The 22,503-nt window shown below is 41.0% G+C and carries 14 protein-coding genes; 11 read left to right on the top strand and 3 right to left on the bottom strand.

The annotated features are described in order from the left end of the window. Positions 1-428: 428 nt before the first annotated feature. The 11 genes from AOG27_RS05270 to rluF all read left to right on the top strand — a co-directional run bounded on the left by AOG27_RS05270 (position 429) and on the right by rluF (position 17,051). Positions 429-728: an isoamylase early set domain-containing protein gene (locus AOG27_RS05270; RefSeq protein WP_054551968.1), complete on the top strand. Its 300-nt coding sequence runs from the start codon at positions 429-431 to the stop codon at positions 726-728. An 8-nt stretch (positions 729-736) separates the two neighbouring features. After that, a complete protein-coding gene (gene malQ, locus AOG27_RS05275; protein WP_054551969.1) occupies positions 737-2,713 on the top strand; it encodes a 4-alpha-glucanotransferase in 1,977 nt (658 codons plus the stop codon). Beyond that, on the top strand, positions 2,713-4,950 hold the full coding sequence (gene glgB, locus AOG27_RS05280; protein ID WP_054551970.1) for a 1,4-alpha-glucan branching protein GlgB: 2,238 nt from the start codon (positions 2,713-2,715) through the stop codon (positions 4,948-4,950). Before malQ ends, glgB begins: the two co-directional genes overlap by 1 nt. Then, the gene (glgX, locus tag AOG27_RS05285) at positions 4,940-6,997 is read left to right on the top strand and encodes a glycogen debranching protein GlgX (RefSeq protein WP_054551971.1); all 2,058 of its coding nucleotides are present in this window, start codon (positions 4,940-4,942) and stop codon (positions 6,995-6,997) included. The genes glgB and glgX overlap by 11 nt, the downstream gene beginning before the upstream one ends. Next, a complete protein-coding gene (locus tag AOG27_RS05290) occupies positions 6,990-9,512 on the top strand; it encodes a glycogen/starch/alpha-glucan phosphorylase (protein ID WP_054551972.1) in 2,523 nt (840 codons plus the stop codon). Before glgX ends, AOG27_RS05290 begins: the two co-directional genes overlap by 8 nt. An 18-nt stretch (positions 9,513-9,530) precedes the next feature. Next, entirely contained in the window at positions 9,531-10,829 is a 1,299-nt protein-coding gene (gene glgC / locus AOG27_RS05295) for a glucose-1-phosphate adenylyltransferase (protein WP_054551973.1), read from the top strand. A gap of 123 nt (positions 10,830-10,952) precedes the next feature. Then, positions 10,953-12,491 (top strand): glycogen synthase, encoded by a 1,539-nt coding sequence (locus AOG27_RS05300; protein WP_054551974.1) that lies wholly within the window; start codon positions 10,953-10,955, stop codon positions 12,489-12,491. 91 nt (positions 12,492-12,582) lie between these two features. Further along, positions 12,583-13,797, top strand: coding sequence for an EAL and HDOD domain-containing protein (locus tag AOG27_RS05305; protein WP_054551975.1), 1,215 nt, complete (start codon positions 12,583-12,585; stop codon positions 13,795-13,797). A 7-nt stretch (positions 13,798-13,804) separates the two neighbouring features. Continuing rightward, positions 13,805-14,887, top strand: coding sequence for a DUF418 domain-containing protein (locus AOG27_RS05310; protein WP_082389199.1), 1,083 nt, complete (start codon positions 13,805-13,807; stop codon positions 14,885-14,887). 50 nt (positions 14,888-14,937) lie between these two features. After that, the gene (locus AOG27_RS05315; protein ID WP_228482493.1) at positions 14,938-16,017 is read left to right on the top strand and encodes an ABC transporter substrate-binding protein; all 1,080 of its coding nucleotides are present in this window, start codon (positions 14,938-14,940) and stop codon (positions 16,015-16,017) included. A gap of 89 nt (positions 16,018-16,106) precedes the next feature. After that, a complete protein-coding gene (gene rluF / locus AOG27_RS05320; protein ID WP_054551977.1) occupies positions 16,107-17,051 on the top strand; it encodes a 23S rRNA pseudouridine(2604) synthase RluF in 945 nt (314 codons plus the stop codon). A gap of 72 nt (positions 17,052-17,123) precedes the next feature. On the opposite strand, the gene AOG27_RS05325 is transcribed toward rluF, so the two are convergent. The 3 genes from AOG27_RS05325 to AOG27_RS05335 all read right to left on the bottom strand — a co-directional run bounded on the left by AOG27_RS05325 (position 17,124) and on the right by AOG27_RS05335 (position 22,480). Then, entirely contained in the window at positions 17,124-17,666 is a 543-nt protein-coding gene (locus AOG27_RS05325; protein WP_054551978.1) for a hypothetical protein, read from the bottom strand. Between the two features lie 657 nt (positions 17,667-18,323). Beyond that, positions 18,324-21,395: an efflux RND transporter permease subunit gene (locus tag AOG27_RS05330; RefSeq protein WP_054551979.1), complete on the bottom strand. Its 3,072-nt coding sequence runs from the start codon at positions 21,393-21,395 to the stop codon at positions 18,324-18,326. Next, a complete protein-coding gene (locus AOG27_RS05335; RefSeq protein WP_054551980.1) occupies positions 21,395-22,480 on the bottom strand; it encodes an efflux RND transporter periplasmic adaptor subunit in 1,086 nt (361 codons plus the stop codon). Before AOG27_RS05335 ends, AOG27_RS05330 begins: the two co-directional genes overlap by 1 nt. Positions 22,481-22,503 lie beyond the last annotated feature (23 nt).

Consider the following 22,503-nt stretch of genomic DNA (forward strand, 5'->3'; position numbering starts at 1 on the left):
ATTATATGCTTATATTTTTTACGAAATGAAATAGTGTCTTTTTAGTGTTTTTGCTCTAATTGTTCACTTCAATTTAATTCACTTTACCCAACCCAATTTGTTATCTACTTTTTATAAGTCATTACGAGAGTAGATAAAACATACTGAAATTAAAGTGTATTTTATCATCAACTTGGTTCAGTTATTGCTCGTAATAATACAGCAATATGATTGTTGTAATTTTTGTTTAATTTACGCACTATCTTGGTGCGAAAAATAAACAGTTGCACTGTCATAATGCGTAAATATAGGTTTGATTTACTTAATGAACTTGATGATTTGGTAATCAAGTTTGTGAAACCTGGAACGCACAGCCTCCGCTTATAGAGTCGTTGAATGCGGTACTGTGGCAAGGATTAATTTACCAATTGGTTGAATTGGAGCCCACTATGCTAAGCAAACGTTTTTTTAAAACTAAAGACGAAACCGAAGTTACTTTTGAATTTAAGCATCCTGATGCTGAAGATGTGCAATTAGTTGCGGAGTTTACAGATTGGCAGCCTGTGCCAATGAAGTTCAATAAAAAAGAGCAAGTTTTCAAATGCAAGCAGCGTTTACCACTTGATCAAGAGTTTCACTTCCGTTATCTAATCAATGGCGAGACATGGGACAACGACCACCAAGCTGATGGTTATATTCCTAACGGTTTTGGTACTGATAACAGCATTGTTAATACCCAGCGCGCTTAGGTGTTTTGATGCACTCACTATCTCAGTTATATTACCTGCATGGCATAGGCTATGAATATACTAAATACACTGGTGAGCATGTTATTTTCGATGAAAGTACACGCAAGCAGGCGCTTAGTTGTTGCGGTATAAATACCCAAGATTCTGATGTAATAAACCAACTTAATTTTGCATTAGATGCAGGTACTTGGCTGAACTTGTTGCCTCATACAAGCATTATTGAGGCACACCATCCAATTTTGAAAGTACGCGTTGATGAGCGTTTATTAACACGCTCATGTACTCTAAGCGTGCCTTCGCTTGATATTCATTTTACTTGTGAAAACTTGCAAGGTTTAGCTGTACTAGGTGATTACGGCCTAAACGGCATTCGTTATCTTGAGCTTGCATTGCCAGTTCCTGAAATGCCAATCGGTTACCATGATGCACTCATTACAGTGGCAGATCAGCAAGCTCACAGTCAGCTATGGATCACACCTAAAGAAAGCTTTTCTATTGATGATAAAAAGCGTTTGGGCTTATCCATTCAGCTTTATAGCTTATGCAATGAAGAGGGGTTAGGAATTGGTGATTTCGCTGATTTAACAAAACTTATTAAAGCAGCCGCGACTAACAATATGGATTATGTGTTGCTTAATCCGCTGCATTTACTGTTTGAACACAGTCCTGAGAGGGCGAGTCCTTATAGTCCAAATAGCCGAGCGTTATTGAACCCGCTGTATATTGCTGTGTCATTATGCGAAGACGCCAAAAATAATAATGCACTTGATAAATTATTGGCAAATAAACCGCAAACCGATGCGACTTACATTGATTATACATCGGTTAGTGATTTTAAATATCAAGTGTTTAGCTGTTTATATCAACAATTTTGTGAGTTTGCTTCAGAAGAGCGAAAACAGCAGTTCGCTCGTTTTTATGAAACCCATAAACGCAGCCTGTCGACCATGTTGGTTGGCGACCGTGATTATGCTAGCTATTTACAATGGCAAGCTCACCTTCAATTAAATATCTGCCAGCAAGCTGCCCGTGATAGCGGTATGGCAATTGGCCTTATTAATGACTTAGCCGTTGGCTGTGCAGGTGATGGCAGTGAGTTCAAAAGCCAAAATGAGCTATTTGCCGAAAATGCTCATGTTGGAGCTCCGCCAGATCCTTGGGCTGAACATGGTCAGAATTGGGGTTTGCCAGCACTGAATCCACAAAAGTTAAGTAAAGACAACTTTGCTTTTTATCGCTCACTTATCCGGGCCAATATGGAAGATGTGGGTGGTCTTAGAATTGACCATGTAATGGCAATTCGCCGTCTTTGGTGGTGTTTTGAGAATAATTCCCAGCAAGATGGTTGTTATGTTTATTATCCGTTTGAACAGTTATTAGCAGTGCTTAAAATTGAATCTCATCTTAATCAATGCGTCGTAATTGGTGAAGATTTAGGTGTGGTACCTAATGAAGTGCGTGAAGCATTAAAAGCAAGTGCAATCTATTCAAATGGGTTGTTCTACTTTGAAAAAGATTATCAAGGCGAGTTTTTAGCGGCTGAGCATTTTGCGCCTCATAGCCTTTTAATGATAGCCAACCATGATGTACCACCATTCAAAGGCTGGTGGATTGGCCACGATATTACGATTAAACAACAATATGGTTTGCTTGATGATGAGCAAACTCGGGCTCAATTCGATGCGAGAAACATTGAAAAGCATCGTATGCTTAATTTTATCGCACGAGAGTCACACCAGCATTTATCGTTAGAAACAGATGCCTTTACGGTTTATGAAGCGTTGGCATCCTCATTAGCGGCAGCACCAGCAAAGCTATTTACTATTCAAATAGATGACTTAGATCAGCAAATACTGCCTGTAAATATCCCCGGTACTGATAAAGAGTACCCAAATTGGCGGCGTTTATTGTCGCGTCCAGCTGCGCAGATTATCGAAGCGCAACAGTCATTCTTAGCCAATTTAATTTCGATAAGGAATCAATAATGCGAAGTCGTGTTCGTCAAGAGCAAAGTGCACAATCTGTTATTTATCAAAAACAAATCGATGCATTAGCCAGTGGTTGTTTTAGAGATCCTTTCAGCTTTCTTGGGGCGCATAAAAGTGGCCCTACGAGCTATGAAATTCGTTGCTTTTTGCCTGGCGCAAGCAGTGTTTCGATTCTGCTTGGCACAGAAAAAATCGTTGCGCAGCAACAAGGTGATAGTCATTTATTTGTCGCAAATATCAAATCAAAAACGAAACCTGACTACCAGCTGGATGTTAGCTATAGCAATGAATTTACTCATCAACAATATGATGAGTACAGCTTTGAAAGCAGCTTAGATGAACAGGCAATGTATCTGTTTAATGAAGGCAGTTTAGAGTATGCGTATCAACATTTTGGTGCACATTTTGTGACTCAACAAGGGGTTGATGGTGTTCGCTTTACAGTGTGGGCGCCGAATGCCAGTAGTGTATCGGTTATTGGTGAATTTAATTATTGGCAGCGTAATCGTCATTTTATGCGTTTTCATCCTGCCAGTGGGGTATGGGAGTTATTTATTCCTGGGCTTAAAGAGCATCAATGCTATAAATTTGCTATCACCACTCTAACAGGAGAAGTGCTTGATAAAGCCGATCCATTTGCGTTTAAGATGCAACAAGCACCGGGTACGGCGTCAGTACTGCAAAAGCTAAAAACGGGTATTCAGCTTTCTGAAAGGGCGTTAGCAAATCGTGCAAAACGAAACAGTGTTGATGCGCCTGTTAGTATTTATGAAGTGCATGCGGGTTCTTGGCAAAGACGGGATGATGGCGAGCGCTATCTCACATGGCGTGAACTTGCTGATAATCTTATTCCTTACACAAAAGAGCTTGGCTTTACGCATCTACAATTAATGCCAATCAGCGAGTACCCATTTGATGGTTCTTGGGGTTATCAACCCGTTGGATTATTTGCCCCGACCAGTCGCTATGGCAGCTTTGAAGATTTTGTTTACTTCGTCGAGCAATGTCACGAAGCCGATATTGGCCTTATTCTTGACTGGGTACCTGGTCATTTCCCAAGTGATCCTCATGGTTTACATCGTTTTGATGGCACCCATCTATACGAACACGCTGATGTGAGACAAGGTTTTCACCCTGATTGGAATACCTATATCTACAATTATGACCGCGCAGAGGTTCGTAGCTTTCTGATTGCGAATGCAATGTACTGGCTACATGAATTTGGTATTGATGGCTTACGTGTGGATGCGGTTGCTTCAATGCTTTATTTAGACTACAGCCGTGAAGAAGGGCAGTGGGTTGCAAATCAATACGGCGGCAGAGAAAACTTAGGCGCTATTGAGTGCTTAAAACAAGTCAATATGCGCTGCTATGCAAAAAATCCGGGCATTATGATGGTGGCTGAAGAGTCAACTGCGTGGCCGGGTGTTACGCGCCAAGTTGACCATGATGGTTTAGGTTTTGGTTATAAGTGGAATATGGGGTGGATGAATGACAGTTTGCATTATATGCAGCGCGATTCCCTTTACCGTTCACATCACCACCACGAAATGACCTTTTCGATGGTTTACGCCTACAGCGAGAACTATATTTTACCGCTTAGCCATGATGAAGTGGTGCATGGTAAAGGCTCATTAATTGAAAAAATGCCAGGGGACGACTGGCAAAAGTTTGCAAACTTACGTGCATATTATGCCTTTATGTGGGCGCATCCAGGTAAAAAATTATTGTTTATGGGTGCTGAAATCGCCCAGCGTAAAGAGTGGAATCATGACCAATCGCTTGATTGGCATTTACTTGAGCATATTAGCCACAGTGGCATGCAGCAAACGATTAAAGATTTAAATGCTGTTTACACTAGTACGCCAGCTTTATACGAGCAAGATACCAGCCCAGCAGGTTTTGCTTGGCTCGACAGCAACAATGCTGAGCAAAGTATGTTTAGCTTTATTCGCTATGCAAAGAAAGCAGAAGATTTTGTGGTAGTGATTTGTAATTTAACGCCACAGGTGTATCACGACTACGTGATAGGTGTGCCAAAAGCTGGCACTTATCAAGTTATTTTGAACACAGATAAAGCGAACTATTTTGGTTCTGGCGTTGATGCAACTAGTCACGCAGAGCAAATCATCGTAAGCCAAGCGATTGAAAGCCATGGCTTTAATCAAAGCATCAGTGTGTCTTTGCCTGGTCTTGCGACAATTTACCTTAAGAAGGTGAGCGATGAGTCATAGTGTTGAACTCGAAGTTGGGGTGAGCTCGCCTTTAGGGGCATCTGTTGTTGGTGAGGGCGTAAACTTTGCTGTGTACGCACCACAAGCACAACATATGTCTCTGTGCTTATTTGATAGCAGTGGTCATTCAGAAATTCTCACCCTAGCGATGCATATGAACGAAGGCGGTATCTGGACACTAAAAGTGAGCCCTCTGAAAAGTGGCGCCTTGTATGGTTTTCGCGCTGATGGTGAGTACGCACCCGAAAAAGGACTCTTTTTTAATAATCACAAATTGTTGTTAGACCCTTATGCGCATGATTTTTATGGCGAGTTTACGTGGAGTGAACGTCACTATGGGCAAATGCCTGTAGGAAAGTTAAGCCAGGTCAACAATGCTATTGATATGCCAAAATCTCGAGTCCGGGAGCTGTCACCTTACACAGGTAAAAAGCCGAACCACAGCTGGGGTAAAACGGTTATTTACGAATGTCATGTAGTTGGTGCAACCTGTCGCCACCCTGAAATTCCAAAATCGTTACAAGGTAAGTTTTTAGGTTTAAGCCATCCTAGCTTTATTGAGCATTTACGCACTATTGGGGTGACTTGCCTAGAATTATTACCTATTCATGCATTTATCAGCGAGCAGTTTCTAACTGCTAAAGGTTTACAAAATTACTGGGGCTACAACACGCTTAGCTTCTTTACGCCGCATAAAGAGTATCTCGTTAATGATGATATTAGTGAGTTTCAAGAAATGGTCGGGGCGCTTCACAAAGCAGATATCGAAGTGATACTCGATGTGGTTTATAACCACACAGCTGAGGCGGGCACAGATGGGCCTATTTTATCACTACGTGGCTTAGACAATTTAGGATACTACCGCACCGTTGCTGATAAGCCACAGCATTATATTAATGATACCGGCTGTGGTAACACGGTAAATATTGATTCGCCACGCTCTTTACAGCTGGTACTTGATAGCTTGCGTTATTGGGTTGAAGTGATGGGGGTCGATGGCTTTCGTTTTGACTTAGCAACCATTTTAGCGCGTAACCCAAATGGCTTTAATCAGGCACATGCGTTTTTCCAAGCGATTAATCAAGACCCCGTACTCAGCCAAGTTAAACTCATTGCAGAGCCTTGGGATATAGGCCCAGGAGGTTACCAATTAGGGGCTTTTCCGGCACCGTGGCGTGAATGGAATGATAAATATCGCGATACGATAAGACGCTTTTGGAAACAAGAACAGGGCGTAATTGGTGAGCTTGCAAAACGTTTACATGGTTCGTTTGACTTGTTTGAGCATAACCTACGTGGGCCACTTAACAGTATCAATTTTATCACTAGTCATGATGGTTTTACGCTTGCAGATTTAGTTAGTTACGAGAATAAACATAACGAAGCCAATGGCGAGCAAAATCGTGATGGACACAGTGACAATCACTCATTCAATTGTGGCGTTGAAGGATTTACCAATGACCCACAAGTGAGCAAATTACGCTTACAGCAACAAAAAAATATGCTGTTAACTTTGTTGCTTTCTAAAGGCGTGCCTATGCTTTCATTAGGAAGCGAAATGGCACACTCACAAGGTGGTAACAACAACGCCTATTGTCAAAACAATCGCACAAGTTGGCTTGCATGGAAAGACTCACAATTTAGTCATCCTCTTACACGTTTTATTGACGATGTTTTGCGCATTCGTAAAGAGTTCAGCATTTTTAAACACCGCTTTTTTGTTCACGACAATGACCCGCGTTATGACGTCGCGTGGTTCACTGAATCAGGCACCAATATGCAACAAGACGATTGGCATCAAGGCGATCGCCAGGTGCTGATATACAGCCTGACTGACAAGCACACAAATCAAGCTTTATTGATCATATTAAATGCAGGATCAGAGCCTGTAACTTGCCAACTTCCTAACTTAGATAAAGGAAAATGGCAGTTAGCGCTGACCAGCATTCATCCAATGTCAACTCAGTTTGTTGACAAGGAACACGAGATTGCTGCAATGAGCAGCTGGGTTTTTACCGCCAATTCAGAGGATCTTAATCATGGCTAAAAATGCCGATCAAGTATGTGTTGTTAAGGGCTGGCAGGATGCGCCTACAGTTGATGAAAGTACCTTAGACGATGATTTATCACGCCATTTTTATTACACCCTTGGACGTGACAAAGTAGGTAAATCACAACTGTATTTATACCATGCATTAGCATTAACTATTCGTGACCGATTAGTTGCTCGTTGCCGAGTAACAAAACAGCAAATTCATGAACAAAAACGCCGTAAAACAGCTTACTTGTCACTTGAATTTTTAATGGGCCGCGCCCTTGGTAATGCGATTTTAAACTTAGATTTAGATGAGCAAGTAGCTAAGGCGTTGCAAGAATACTGCACCGAACTTGAGCAAGTTGCGGAGGCTGAGCATGATGCAGGTCTAGGTAATGGTGGCTTAGGGCGCTTAGCTGCATGTTTTTTAGATAGCTGTGCAAGTCTTGCATTACCAGTGGTTGGCTATGGTATTCGTTATGAATATGGCATGTTTAATCAAGCTATTGAAAATGGTCATCAAATTGAACAACCAGATAATTGGTTACGTGAAGGGCACCCGTGGGAGCTGAGTGCGCCTGAGCAATCAAAACGCGTAAAATTCTTCGGTCATGTTGAAAGCTATACTGATAAACAGGGTCGTGAACACCGTCAATGGCTAGATTCTCATGATGTCTTAGCTGTCCCTTATGATGTGCCGATTCCGGGTTACAAGAACGATATTGTAAACACCCTACGTTTATGGAAATCAGAAGCCACTGACGAATTTGATTTAAGCGAGTTCAATGCGGGTAGTTACTCAGAAGCTGTAGCGCGTAAAAACTTAGCTGAACAAATCACAATGGTACTTTACCCAAATGATAGTAGCGAGAACGGTAAAGAGCTACGTTTACGTCAGCAATACTTCTTATCATCGGCGAGTTTACAAGACATCATTGATACCTGGGTTAGCAAACATGGCGAAGACTTCTCTGACTTTGCTGATTACCATGTTTTTCAATTAAACGATACGCACCCAAGTATTGCTGTTGCTGAGCTTATGCGTATTTTGGTTGATGAGTATGAGCTAGATTGGCAAGAAGCGTGGTCTATCACGACTAAGACCATGGCTTATACAAACCACACTTTACTTCCTGAAGCATTAGAGAAGTGGTCAGTATCTTTATTTGCCCGATTACTACCGCGTATCTTAGAAATTATTTATGAAATCAATGCGCGTTTCTTAGCCGAAGTTGCGTTAGCTTGGCCTGGTGATGTTGAAAAACAGCGTGCACTGTCACTGATCGAAGAAGGCCCTGAGCCGCAAATTCGCATGGCATATTTAGCGATTGTGGGTAGTTATTCGGTTAATGGTGTGGCTGCACTTCACACTGAGCTGCTTAAAGCCGGCTTATTTAACGAGTTTTATCAGCTATGGCCAGATAAATTCAATAATAAAACCAATGGTGTAACACCGCGTCGTTGGTTAGCACATTGTAACCCTGAATTAGCAAAACTGCTTAATCAACACATTGGTGATGAATGGGTTGCTGACTTTAGCAAAATTAGCCAGTTACGCCGTCTATATGACGACCCTAAATTCCATAAACAATGGCAAGCTGTAAAGCACACTAATAAGCAACGCCTTGTTGAATTAGTAAAAAACCGCTGTGGTGTACAGTTTGACGCAGAAATGATGTTTGACGTGCAAGTTAAACGTATTCACGAATATAAGCGTCAGCTATTAAACGTACTGCACGTTATTCACCTTTACGATCGTATTCGCCAAGGCGATACAGCAAACATTGTTCCTCGTTGCGTGCTACTGGGCGGTAAAGCTGCACCAGGTTACTACATGGCGAAGAAAATTATTAAATTAATTAATAACGTAGCAGAAGTGATCAATAAAGATCCGCTTGCTAAACCGTATTTAAGAGTTGCTTTTTTACCAAACTACAACGTAACAGCCATGGAAACTATTTGCCCAGCAACTGATTTATCTGAGCAAATTTCTACAGCAGGTAAAGAAGCATCTGGCACAGGTAACATGAAGTTCATGATGAACGGTGCTTTGACTATAGGTACGTTAGATGGCGCTAACATTGAAATTCGTGATGCAGTGGGTGCTGATAACTTCTTCTTATTTGGTGCACGTGCAGAGCAAATTGACGATATCAAAGCACACTATAATCCTGAGCAGATTATTCACCAAACTGACAGCCTCTATAAAGTAATGCAATTACTTGAGAGCGGTCATTTTAACCTGTTTGAGCCTAATTTATTTGACGACATTATTGCGGCGATTAAGAGCCCGCACGATCCATGGTTAGTCGCTCATGATTTTGCCAGCTTTGTAGAAGCGCAAGAGCAAGTTGAACAAGCCTACTTAGATACTGCTCACTGGACAAAAATGAGTATTTTGAATACTGCAGCCAGTGGCATGTTTTCGAGCGATAGGACCATTAGTCAATACAGTGACGACATCTGGCATTTGGAGCCATTAATGGATACTAGTGCACAGCAAAACACACAGAAGAAAAGCAGCTAGCTTAAGACGGAGAGAGTTATGCCAAGTTATGCAAACCGATATATAAGTAGTTTAACAAGAGAAACGTATGCCCTCATCCTAGCAGGAGGGCGAGGTTCACGTTTACATGAATTAACAGACTGGCGTGCTAAACCAGCAGTCTATTTTGGTGGTAAACACCGAATCATCGACTTTCCACTGTCGAACTGTATAAATTCAGGTATTCGTCGAGTTGGTATTGCTACTCAATATAAGTCGCACTCGTTAATTCGTCACGTAAATCGTGCATGGGGCCATTTCAAAAAAGAATTGGGAGAATCAGTTGAAATACTTCCTGCCTCTCAGCGAAATGGAGATGACTGGTATTGTGGTACAGCTGATGCGGTATTCCAAAATATGGATATTATCCGCCATGAGCTGCCTAAGTATGTGATGATCCTCTCGGGTGACCACGTTTATTGTATGGACTACGGTGGTTTGTTGGCTAAACACGTTGAGACAGGTGCTGATATGACGGTATGTTGTATTGAGGTACCTTGCGAAGAAGCGGCAGATACATTTGGTGTAATGACAGTTGATGAAAGCAATCGTGTTCGTCGTTTTGATGAAAAACCTGCTGAGCCTACTTCTGTGCCTGGTAAGCCAGGGACCTGTTTAGCATCAATGGGTAACTATATTTTCAATACTGAGTTCTTATTTGAACAATTGAAAAAAGACGCAGAAACTGAAGGTTCTGGCCGAGATTTCGGTCACGATATTATCCCTGCTATCATCGAAGAGCATAACGTATTTGCATACCCGTTTAGAGATGTACATGATGGTCAGCCATACTGGCGCGATGTGGGTACACTTGACTCATTCTGGGAAGCCAACATGGAGCTGGTAATGCCACAGCCACAGCTTGACCTTTATGATCCAAAATGGCCAATTTGGACTTATCAAGAGCAGTTACCACCTGCTAAATTCATTTTTGATGATGATGACAGACGTGGTATGGCTGTTGATTCAACAGTATCAGGTGGCTGTATTATTTCTGGTTCTAAAGTTAAGAAGTCACTACTTTTCTCGAATGTATATGTTCATTCATTCTGTGAAATCGAAGAATCAGTGATATTACCAGGTGTTAAGATCAACCGAAATTGTAAGATTAGGCGTGCTATTATTGACCGTAACTGTGAGATCCCCGAAGGACTTGAAATCGGTTACGATAACAAAGTCGACAAAGAAAATGGCTTTAGAGTCTCGAAAAAAGGGATTGTGCTGGTCACTCGTGATATGTTGAATGAGCTTGCGAAGAAGTTAGAGCAACAAGAGCAAGATAATAAACGCCTTGCTTAAGCAATCGCGCTAAGACAAAAAGGGAGGGCAAGCCCCTCCTTTATTTATATTTGAATAATACCAGCTTGCTTAATTAAGTATTATTGCCAATTGGTATAAAAGTTTTATGGAGTACTGCAAAGCATGCATGTATTGATGGTAGCAGCAGAGAATGATGCATTACCGAATGCAAAAGTCGGTGGTGTAGCGGATGTTGTTAGAGATTGCCCTAAAGCGTTAGTAGAAAGAGGCCTTAGTGTTGATGTGGTGATCCCAGATTATGGCTTTGATTATTTAGAGCGGCATCACATAGGTGTAGTGCACGTGCCCTTTGCAGGTCAAATGCAAAAACTGGATGTGTGGAAGCTTGCTAAAAATGAAGAAGGTATAACGCAACTGCTTATTTCTCATTGGGAATTTAGCCGCCATAACGGCGCTGTTTATTGTAATGATGAACCGTACCGTCCGTTTGCAACCGATGCAAGTAAGTTTGCTCTTTTTAACGCTGCTGTTTGCGAAGCCTTATTACAAGGGCTTATTCGCACGCCGGATGTTGTGCATTTACATGATTGGCACAGTGCTTGTGTTGCTCTATTACTTAAAACAGATAGCCGCTATAGAAAACTAGCGCACATATTTTTAGCTTACACAGTACATAACCTTGCATTGCAAGGGATACGTCCTTTCAAAGGTGATAGCTCAAGCCTAGAAGCCTGGTTCCCAAGTTTAGGTTATAACGGCGAAAGGTTATGCGATCCGCGCTATTTTGATTGCTTTAACCCAATGCGTACTGCTATTAACCTGGTTGATAAAGTACACCTTGTTTCGCCAACTTATTGCCAAGAAGTACTGCGTCCAAGTGATGCTGAAAAAGGCTTTTTTGGTGGTGAGGGACTTGAAGCTGACTTGCAGGCTGCCTATGAACAAGGGCGTGTAGTGGGCATTCTTAATGGTTGCGAGTACCCAGGAATGAAGCTTGAAGACATCAGCTTAGCGAGTCTTTATCAACATGCCGAAAATGCGTTATTTCAATGGATGGCAAAAAGCCCAGTATTAGATTCAAGCTATTACATAGCGCATCAACGATTACTTCAATTTAAAACACGGCCGTTTTCTGGGCCATTAGTAACCAGTGTGGGTCGTTTAACGGACCAAAAAGCACTGTTACTTCGTCAGCCTTATGATAAAGGGCTTGTGTTAGATGAGTTATGTCAGCGTTTAAAACAACATAACGGCTACATGGTTATTTTAGGCTCAGGGGATACTGAACTTGAGCACATCATGACATCAGTTATGGCACGTCAAGATAACCTGCTATTTTTAAAAGGTTATGCGCATTATGTTGGTGAATACATGTACCACTTAGGCGATTTATTTTTAATGCCAAGTTCATTTGAGCCGTGCGGTATTAGCCAGATGTTAGCAATGCGAGCAGGACAGCCGTGCTTAGTACATGGTGTAGGTGGTTTACGTGATACAGTAGAACATCATGTGAGTGGTTTTAGTTTCCAAGGCGAGAGTTTGGCATCACAAAGCTACGAACTTGTTACTAGTTTTAGTGATGCGCTTGAGCTTAAAAAATCGCAACCAGAAAAATGGTGCTCAATATGTGAACAGGCTCGAAATGCCCGTTTTACGTGGCAATCCGTTGCAGAAGGCTATTTATCTGGCTTATATCAATAAAAAGTAAGTGATTCATGGTAATTAGGTGACTTTTTTACCAATTTCAGCTATTAATTACTTAGTGTGATATAAAATAAGAAAAGTAGGTAAAGTGGCTGTATTTGTTGCTAGGCAAGCGGTCTTTAATCGTCGTCAACAAGTTGTCGCCTATGAGCTACTATTTAGAGATAGTTTACAAAATAGTTTTCCTGATGTGTCAGAGAGCACGGCAACGGCTCGCCTAATTATGGAAAACCAGCTCAATTTAGGTACTCGTCATATAACGTCGGGTAAAAAAGCATTGATTAATATTGGTCCAGAGTCTTTGAAGCTGGACCTTTGCGCATTTTTGCCAACAAATGATGTCGTGATTGAGTTACTTGAAACCATTGAGCCAACGGACGAAAATTACGAATATTGCCGTGAGTTATTTCATAACAACTATAAATTAGCGTTGGATGATTTTGTTTACCAACCCGAATGGGACCGTTTTTTAAAACTTATTCGTTTAATAAAGTTTGATGTTCAGCAAACCCCTTTTGAAGAATTGGCCCCGATTGTTCATAAATTAAAAAAGTATCAAAAGATAAAGCTATTAGCTGAAAAACTCGAAACAGCTGATGATTACGAAAAAGCGCATAAAATGGGCTTTGATTTTTTTCAGGGTTATTTTTTTGCTAAACCGAAGATGATTCAGCATCGTGATATTGATTACAATTATGCGCTGGTATTATCGATTTATGCACAAGTCATGCGCCCAGATCCAGATATCAGTGAAATCGCTGGTTTGTTTTCTTTAGATACTGCACTTGCTTATAAACTGTTACGTTTAATAAATAGCGGTGTTTTTCCTATAAAGAGTAAAATTGGCTCATTAAAACAAGCGCTTGTTTATTTAGGTCATGAACGACTTAAAAAGTTTGTTAGCCTAATTATTACTGCCCACAGTGCCCAGTCAAAACCAGCCGAGTTGACTCGGCTTTGTGTTGTAAGAGCCCGTTTTTGTGAATTAATCGCTCAGCGTGTTGCTAAACAGCAAACTGGTGAGGCATTTTTAACAGGGCTATTTTCATTACTTGATGCCATATTAGATCAACCTATGGAAAAGTTATTGGATAGATTGCCGTTTCCTGACGAAATTCATGCTGCTCTCATGCAAGAAAAAAATATCCTCTATTACATACTTGAAACGGTTAAAGCGTACGAAACTGGTAGCTGGTGGGCGCTTGAACAGGCTGTTGCCTATCTAAGTATTGAAAGCGCAGATCTTCCCAAGATATACGAAAATGCAGTAAATTGGAGTGATAGCTGCAGGCAAAACCTATAAGGGATTTATGCGCAATATAAATATGGATGTGTTACGGGGTATTGCGGTACTCGGCTTGATGTTTATGAACATCTACACCTTTGCTGTGTTTGAGTATGACTATACCCCAAGTGCTACGCCACCCTTTTCAGACTCGCTAATTTTCACTATTAATACCGTGTTTATTGATGGGCGTTTTAGAAGCCTTTTTTGCTTGTTATTCGGAGCATCTTTAGTTATTCAATGGCAGCTTTGGCAAAATGTTGAAAAACAACATAAACGGCTAAAAGTTTTGGCATTTATAGGCCTTGCCCATGGTTTTTTATTATGGGCTGGTGATATTTTGTTTATTTATGCTTGTGCAGGCTGGTTAACGCTTAAATTTAGTCAGCAAGATGAAGAAAAAAACTTGCGTATGGGTATGTTGTTTTTACTTCTCGGCGCCTTTATTTCATTCTTACTTACCTTTGTAGAGCCAGATTTTAACCCTGTAACGAGAAGCTCTGAGAGCTTTTTAATGGCGTATGATGCAGCGTATTCTTCTTACTTCGCAGGATTCGTCAGTAACTTTTTGGTATTTATCATAATGCTTATTGCTGTACCCCTTATCACTGTGTGGATGGCCGCAGGGTTAATGCTGATGGGTGTCTATTTATATAAGAAAGGCGTATTCATTCATGGTTTAACAAACTCCCAGTTCAAGTTGATTGTTCCAGCTGCGATAAGTTTAACGGCCCTGAGATTAATAATCGATCCAAACCAGAGTGTCTTTATGTACGCGATTGTAGAACCAATTAATTGGTTGGCTGCTTTATCCATGGCTATTTTTTATTGCCACATTATTGTGAAAGTAGTTAAGAATATCCCTAATAACTGGTTGCTGCTACAGCAAGCTGGGCGTATGTCATTGACGTTATATTTGATGCAAACAGTCATATTTATATTGTTTTTTAAAGTTGTATTTCCTACTGCTGCGCTTAGCTTTGATAGAATAGATTACTGGTTAGTTATTGCTGTTATGCTTGTTTTTCAATTGTTTTTTTGTAAAGTGTATAGTATGTATTTTAAACAAGGTCCGTGCGAGTTAATTTGGCGAAAATTATCTAATTAATTCCTCGTATACAATAATTATAATAGAGTGAGGCGGTAATGCGGATTTGCTTGTTTGTTCTAACCTTGCTTAGCTATTCACCGCTATATGCTGGCGAGCAATTCTCTGTGCTGTTAGTTAACCCCTCAGTTAAAAGTGATTTATTTTGGCAAAGAGTGACTAATGTGATGCAGGTTGCTGCCAAGCAAAATAATGTCGCTCTTACAACAATTTATGGCGGTGGAAATCGCCACATTCAATTAGCTGAGCTGAAACAATACCTTCAATATAACGCTAAACCCGACTACGCAATTTTAATTAATTACCCAGGTGGTGCAGAGCAGTCAATGACCTTGCTTGAGCAGCACAAAATTAAATTTATCACTCTTGAAGAAACGATTGTTGGCGTAGAGCGAGACGAAGTCGGTAAACCCCGTCAGCGCTTTAAGTATTGGTTAGGTGAAGTATTTCACGATAACTTCAAAGCCGGTGAGCAACTTGGCAAAGCCTTACTTGATGAGGCAATAAATACAAAGCAAACGCCTCATTTTGTTGCTATTAATGGCCATTATGGTACTGAATCTGACACCCGCAGTGATGGCCTCGTTCATTATTTACGTAAACAAGATGTTGAGCTTGAGCAAGTTGTCTATGCAAATTGGAGTAAGCAGGAGGCTGCGAATAAAGTAAGCCGATTATTGCAACGACACCCTGATAGCAATGTGATTTGGTGTGCGTCTGATTTAATGGCGCAAGGCGCCCTAGAAGCTGTGAAAGGTAAAACAGATAAAGCCTATTTCATAGGTGGCATAGACTGGCTTGATGATAATTTAGACTTAATTGAACAACAAAAACTCACTGCCAGTGTTGGCGGGCATTTTATGATGGGAGCGTGGGCACTAATTAGCGTGGTCGATCATCATAATGGCAACCCTTATTGGCAGAATCACGATGCGATTAAGTTTAAGCTTGGTGTGATCACAAAGCACAATATTCAAAGTTACCGCTGGCTAAGAAACATCAAAGATTGGTCGGTTATCCCTTTTGAAGCCTTCTTACTGCAAAACAGTAAAAGCACTGAGTACGCCTTCGATTTTGATACGCTACATAGTTTATTGAGCGAAAAGCCCAAAAACGCAGCGCAACACTAAAAGTGTAGTCAAAGAGCCTAGATTCTACCTAGCTTGGTAAAGGCTTCTGGTATAAACTAGCGGCTTTAAAATCCAGACAGAAGTGTGCCATGACAGAGTTAAAGCGATTAAATAAATTTATCAGTGAAACAGGTTTTTGTTCACGCCGTGAGGCAGATAAATATATTGAAGAAGGTCGTGTTACTGTTAACGGCAACTTGCCTGAAATGGGCGTAAAAGTCAGTGACGCCGATGATGTACTCATTGATGGCAAGCCTTTAAAAGCAAAGCCTAAGCTGGTTTATATTGCCTATAACAAACCTGTTGGTATTACTTGTACGACTGAGCGAAAAATCCAAAGCAATATTGTTAAAGCAGTTAATTACCCAGAACGTATTTTCCCAATTGGACGCTTAGATAGACCTTCAGAAGGCTTAATTTTCTTAACTAACGAAGGCGACATCGTTAATAAAATTCTTCGCGCTGGTAATAATCATGAAAAAGAATACGTAGTAACGGTTGATAAACCACTTAATCGCCAGTTCGTTAATAAGATGGCAAATGGTATTCCTATCCTCGATACCGTTACTAAAAAGTGTAAGGTTAAACAAACCGGCCCGCAGCAATTTACCATTGTGCTAACACAAGGCTTAAACCGCCAAATACGCCGTATGTGTGAATATTTAGGCTATGAAGTGGTGACTTTAAAACGCACACGAATTATGAACGTGACCCTAAAGGGTTTAAAAGTAGGGCAGTGGCGTCACTTAACCGAACAAGAAATGGCTGAGATCAATAACTCAATTGCCGACTCAGGTAAAACGGAAGAGCGTTCAATTGATGAAAACAAACAGCCAACGCAAGCTCGTGCGAAGCAAAAGCCACGCAATGAAGAAGAAAAAAAGCGCGACTTTTCTAAATACGTGAAAAAAGCACGCAATGATGCCAAGCAAGGTCAATCAAGATCAAAAGCTGGCAATCCACACTCATCAAAACCAAATCAAACGAAGCGTAGCAGTACTAAACGTACAGGTACATTAAGCCTGAAAAAGTAAGCTTCAGCGCATTAGAGCCCTGACTAGTCTTTACTGGTTCCCTCAGGGTTCTAAATGATACTGATTTCAACCCTAGCCTTTATTAGGGTAAATAGCATCATCTTCAAGACGGTCTCTTTTCTGTTTAAATTCTTTTTTAGTGAGTTTTTTCGAGATAATATCGATAAGTTGATGTTTTCTTACAAAGAATAGCTCTTTTGTATTGTCATCTTCAAATACTAATAGCGCTATTTCATTGTTTTTGACACTTGCTTCAATCAATTTGAGTCCATTCACAATCAAGTTAGGTCTAAAATACAGAGCAATCTGACTGTATTGTGGAAAGCCGTAATGAGATTCAACAGCGCGGCTTGAAATAGAATCACACCCAAGTTCAAAATCGGCTGATTGTTGCCCTTCACAAATATCTGCGATTGGCGTGCCTATTTCCCCAAAAATCCATCTTGAGTTAAATATCAATCCATTTTGCCCTTCAATTGCTAAAACAGCATCGGATAAACTTTCAACGGCAACGTGAAAAGCCACATTAGACTCATGCAGATAGTATGCTTTTTCATTGGCACTTAAAGTACCACTGAGTATTGCAATCAATAAGTAAAAACCACTTCTAAACATCTTAATTCTTCAAGTACTAAATCAGCAGAAATAGGTTAGCACACAAGCTGATAAGTTAATCATTAAACAGACACCCACTTTATTTAGAGCCATAACCAGATCATCAAAATGGACAGCCACGTTAAATAAATTTCACGAAAGCTAGTGCGCTTCCCCAAAAATGGACACCCACTTTAAATGGAAATCCACTTTAAAAGTAACTAGACACCCATCTTAAATAACGTTAACTAGACACCCACCTTAACCCACCTTAAATAACAAAATACTTATGCTAGGCACAGGCGAGCTCTCGGCATTCGACTTTACCGAGAATAATAAATAAGTTAATAATTGATAGCTGACCAATTTTGCACGGCTAATAAACAGGGTTATCAATGGCTAGCTTTCAGAATGTATTTATCTTTATTGCATCCCTATTGTTTGTTGGTTATGGGGTGTTGGGATTATTAACGGATAAAATTCGTGTAGGTAGCCGAAGTTATACAGGGAGCATTACCACCATCTATAGGCACCAAGAACCAGTGCGTTTTTATTTTTGGTGTTGCTTATTTTTATTTGCTGGCTGTGGCGGATTTTATTACCTTTTAAAATAATAGGTAATAAAGAAAAAGCCCTAACAGTTTGCTGAAAGGGCTTTTGGTTGAGAGTCAATCTGTATTAATTAGCGTGACGCTGCTTTGGTACTTTGATCTTAAACAGCATGGTATAAAGCACAGGCACAACAATCAGTGTCAGTACTGTCGCAAAACCAAGGCCAAACATAATGGTTACCGCCATTGACTGGAAGAACACGTCAAAGAGCAGTGGGATCATGCCTAAAATGGTTGTAATTGCAGCCATCGCTACAGGGCGAACACGGCTTACACCAGAGTCGAATACTGCTTTGTAAGGGTCTTTACCACTATCAAGTTCAAGGTTAATTTGATCAACTAATACAATGCCGTTTTTAATGAGCATACCGCTTAAGCTCAGTAAGCCAAGCAATGCCATGAAGCTAAATGCTGCATTCATTAGTAATAAACCAGCTGATACACCCACAATGGCAAGTGGCACTGTTGCCCAAATCACTAGAGGCTTTTTAACTGAATTGAACAGCAATACAGTTATAGCGAACATGGCTAAGTAACCAAGAGGTAATGAGCCAAAAATCGCTTTTTGCGCATCTGTTGATGACTCATATTCGCCGCCCCATTGCAATTCATAGCCACGAGGTAGTTCAATAGCTTCTATGTCTTTGCGAACACGTGCAAACAGCTTCGCTGGAGTTTCATCGCCAATAACATCGTGGTCGGCCATTACAGTGATGGTACGCTTACGGTCACGTCGCATGATCAAGCTGTCTTCCCACTCAACAACAAAATCATCAACCACTTGTGTCACCGGTACAAAAACACCTAACACAGGGCTGTAAATTTGTAAGTCACGCAAGCTTTCAACGTTTAAACGCTCTTCAGCAGGTGAGCGAGCAATAATTGGCAGCATTTGCGTGCCATCTTTATAAACGCCCACTTGTTTACCCGATAAGCTAGTTAACAGCAGTTGATCAAGGTCAGATTTGGCAATTCCTAAACGACGGGCTTTTTGCTCGTTAAATTGCGGACGAATTAACTTTGAGCGAGCACGCCAATCGTCACGAATATTAAATGCCCCCGCATCTTGATGCAGAATGTCTTTCGCCTCTTTTGCTAATTGGCGAAGTACCACAGGATCAGCACCAGAAAAACGCGCTTCAATTTTTGCATCTGTTGATGGGCCAATTTCCATACGTTTTACTTTGAGCTGAGCATCAAGTACATGCTCGTGTTGGTAATCGCGTACTTTTTTGATCATAGTTGTAACAGCTTCGCGGTCTTTTACTCGAATAATCAATTGTCCATAGGCTGGGTATGATTTTTCAGGTGCGTAAGTCAGCATGAAACGTGGTGCACCTTGACCAACCGTTGTGGTTATTTCTTCAACCAGTGGGTCGACTTGTAAGAATTTTTCGAGCTTTGCAACACCATCCATAGTGGTATGAATATCAGCGCCTTGTGTATGCCAATAATCAACATAAAACATAGGAGTATTCGATGCTGGGAAGAACGACTGCTTGATAAATTTAAAGCCATAAACTGAGCTAACAAGCATGATCACCATCAGCAGTAGCGTGGTTTTACGGTACCGCATTGCTGTATGTAACACGCCTTTATAAACATTAAAAATAACACCTTGATAAGGGTCTTCATCGTGATGCGGCTGTTTTTCAGTGGCTTGTTTAAACATTAAATCAGCGAAAAAAGGCGTTAAGGTAATGGCGGTGATCCAGCTTAGTAACAAGGAAATAAACAACACCCAGAACAAGCTGCCAGCAAACTCACCACTGGCATCTGAACTCAAGCCAATCGGCGCAAAGGCAGTAATTGCAATAACCGTAGCCCCCAGTAATGGCCACTTGGTTTGATTAACGATGTTAGTCGCCGCTTGCAGTTTTGTTTGACCGCGTTTTAGGTTTATTAATATGCCTTCGGTTACTACAATGGCATTATCTACCAGCATCCCTAAAGCTATAATCAAGGCGCCAAGCGAAATCCGCTGTAAATCAATGGCAAACAACTTCATGAAAATGAAGGTACCTAATACGGTCAGTAGCAGTATTACACCAATCAGTACGCCACTTTTAAAGCCCATAAATATTAAAAGTACAATAATAACGATGGCAACAGCTTCAAGTAGGCTGATAATAAAGCCACTAACTGACTTCTCAACCTCTTCTGGTTGGTTATAAACGCTGTTAATTTCCATACCATGTGGTCGTTGATACTCTAGTGACGCTAAATGGGCATCAATATTTGCACCTACATCAACAACGTTAACGCCAGTGCTAAACGACACACCTACAAGTAGTGCTTGCTGCTGGTTATAGCGAATAATATTGTTAGGGACTTCTGCGTACTCACGAAAAACGGTGGCAACGTCACCTAAGTAAATAAGCTCATTTTCACCAGGCTTAGAAATCAGTAGGTTTTCGAGCTCTTTTACGTCTTTAAATTCACCGGTTGGGTGTAAGCGAATTGATTCATCGCCAACACGCACTTTACCAGCGTTCGACACGCTATTTTGAGTTTGTAAAAGTTGATAAATACGATTAGGCGAAATACCTAACTGGGCAAGCTTGCGGGTTGAAATCTCAACCATAACTTGTGCTTGTTGCTCACCACCCACTGTTACTTTACTAACGCCATCAACCAAAACAAGTTCACGTTTTAAATAATCAACGTAATCTTTAAGCTCATCGTAAGAATAACCATCGCCAGTGACTGCATACATCACCCCGTATACATCACCAAAGTCATCCATAATCTTGCTTGGATAAACACCTGAGGGCATCGACGATGCCTGATCATTGATTTTACGACGCAGTTCGTCCCATATTTGGCGTAAGTCTTGTTTACGATAATTGCTTTTCATCTCGACGGTAATTTGCGATTTACCCGGTGATGAAATACTGGTTACGTAATCAACATACGGTAGCTGCTGAATTGCATTTTCAATAGGGAAGGTGACTTCTTCTTCAACCTGCTGCGGTGACGCGCCCGGATAAAGGGTGATCACCATGGCTTTTTTTAGGGTGAATTCAGGGTCTTCAAGTTGTCCTAAGCCAAAGTAAGCGACGGTTCCACCAATCAGTAGAAACAGCGCGAACATCCAGCTAATGACTTTTCTTTCAATAGCGAGTGCAGCAAAGCTCATTATAAGCCTCGCTCTTTTTGCCATGGACGCACTTTCATGCCTTCTTCTAAAAAGTGCACACCAGCAGCCACAACGATTTGCCCTTCTTTAATACCTGAGAGTACTTCAATGCCATCACGATGTAATTGGCCAACTTCAACAGCTTGCTTGTGCACTAAACCGGTATTTTGGTCATAAATCCACACAAAGCTGTTGTCGTTTTCAGACTCAGTAGGCTCTGAGAATACCGCCTCAACAGGCAGCAATGTATAAGGAGATTGTGAACTGGTGATTTTGCTTAAGTCTATATCAACGCGGCCAGTCATACCGGCAAGTAGATTAAAATCTTCTGGCACAGGTAATGAAAACACAACTTTATACGTTAAAGTAATTGGGTCGGCTTGGGTATCAAACTCTTTAATGGTTAATTGATATGACTTGTTTGGATAACCATCAAATACAACATCAGGTTGATAGTGAACGTCTTTATCGATGCGTGCAATGAGTTTTTCGGGTACTTGAATAACCACGTCCATTAGGTCGCGGGTTTCAAGGCGTAGGATGTTTTGTTTTGCTTGAATGTTTTCAAAGTTTTTCACAAATACCTTTGCCACAGTACCCGCGAACGGCGCGCGTAATTCGCTATTATCTAGGTTGGTTTTGGCAATTTTAAGCGCTGACTCAGCAACTTGTTTATTAGCAAGGGCTTGGTCTAACTCAGATTGGCTGGCAATTGAGCGGTTAAATAGCTTTTGCACACGCTCAAGTTGAGACGCTGCAAGTTCATAACGTGCTTTGCGCTCATCATATTGCAGTTGAAAATCTTCAGGATCGAGTTTGGCTAAAAGCTGGTCTTTCTCAACGTGTTGGCCCGCAAGAGCAGGGAACTCAAGTAACTCACCATTTACTCGAAAGGCAAGGTAAGATCCTTGGTTAGCAACCACTTCAGCAGGAAAGCTGCGAATGCTCTGCTCCGAATTATTACCAATATTAAACAGTTTTACAGGGCGAACTACCGACTCTGCTTCACCTTGTTGTGCTTGCTCTGAACATGCCGCAAGTAACAGAAACATACTGCTCATTAACACGGCGGGTGCCAATCTCATTGTCTTCTCCATAGATAAGAAAG

Source organism: Pseudoalteromonas lipolytica, assembly GCF_001306915.1.
GTDB classification, from domain to species: Bacteria; Pseudomonadota; Gammaproteobacteria; order Enterobacterales; family Alteromonadaceae; genus Pseudoalteromonas; species Pseudoalteromonas simplex.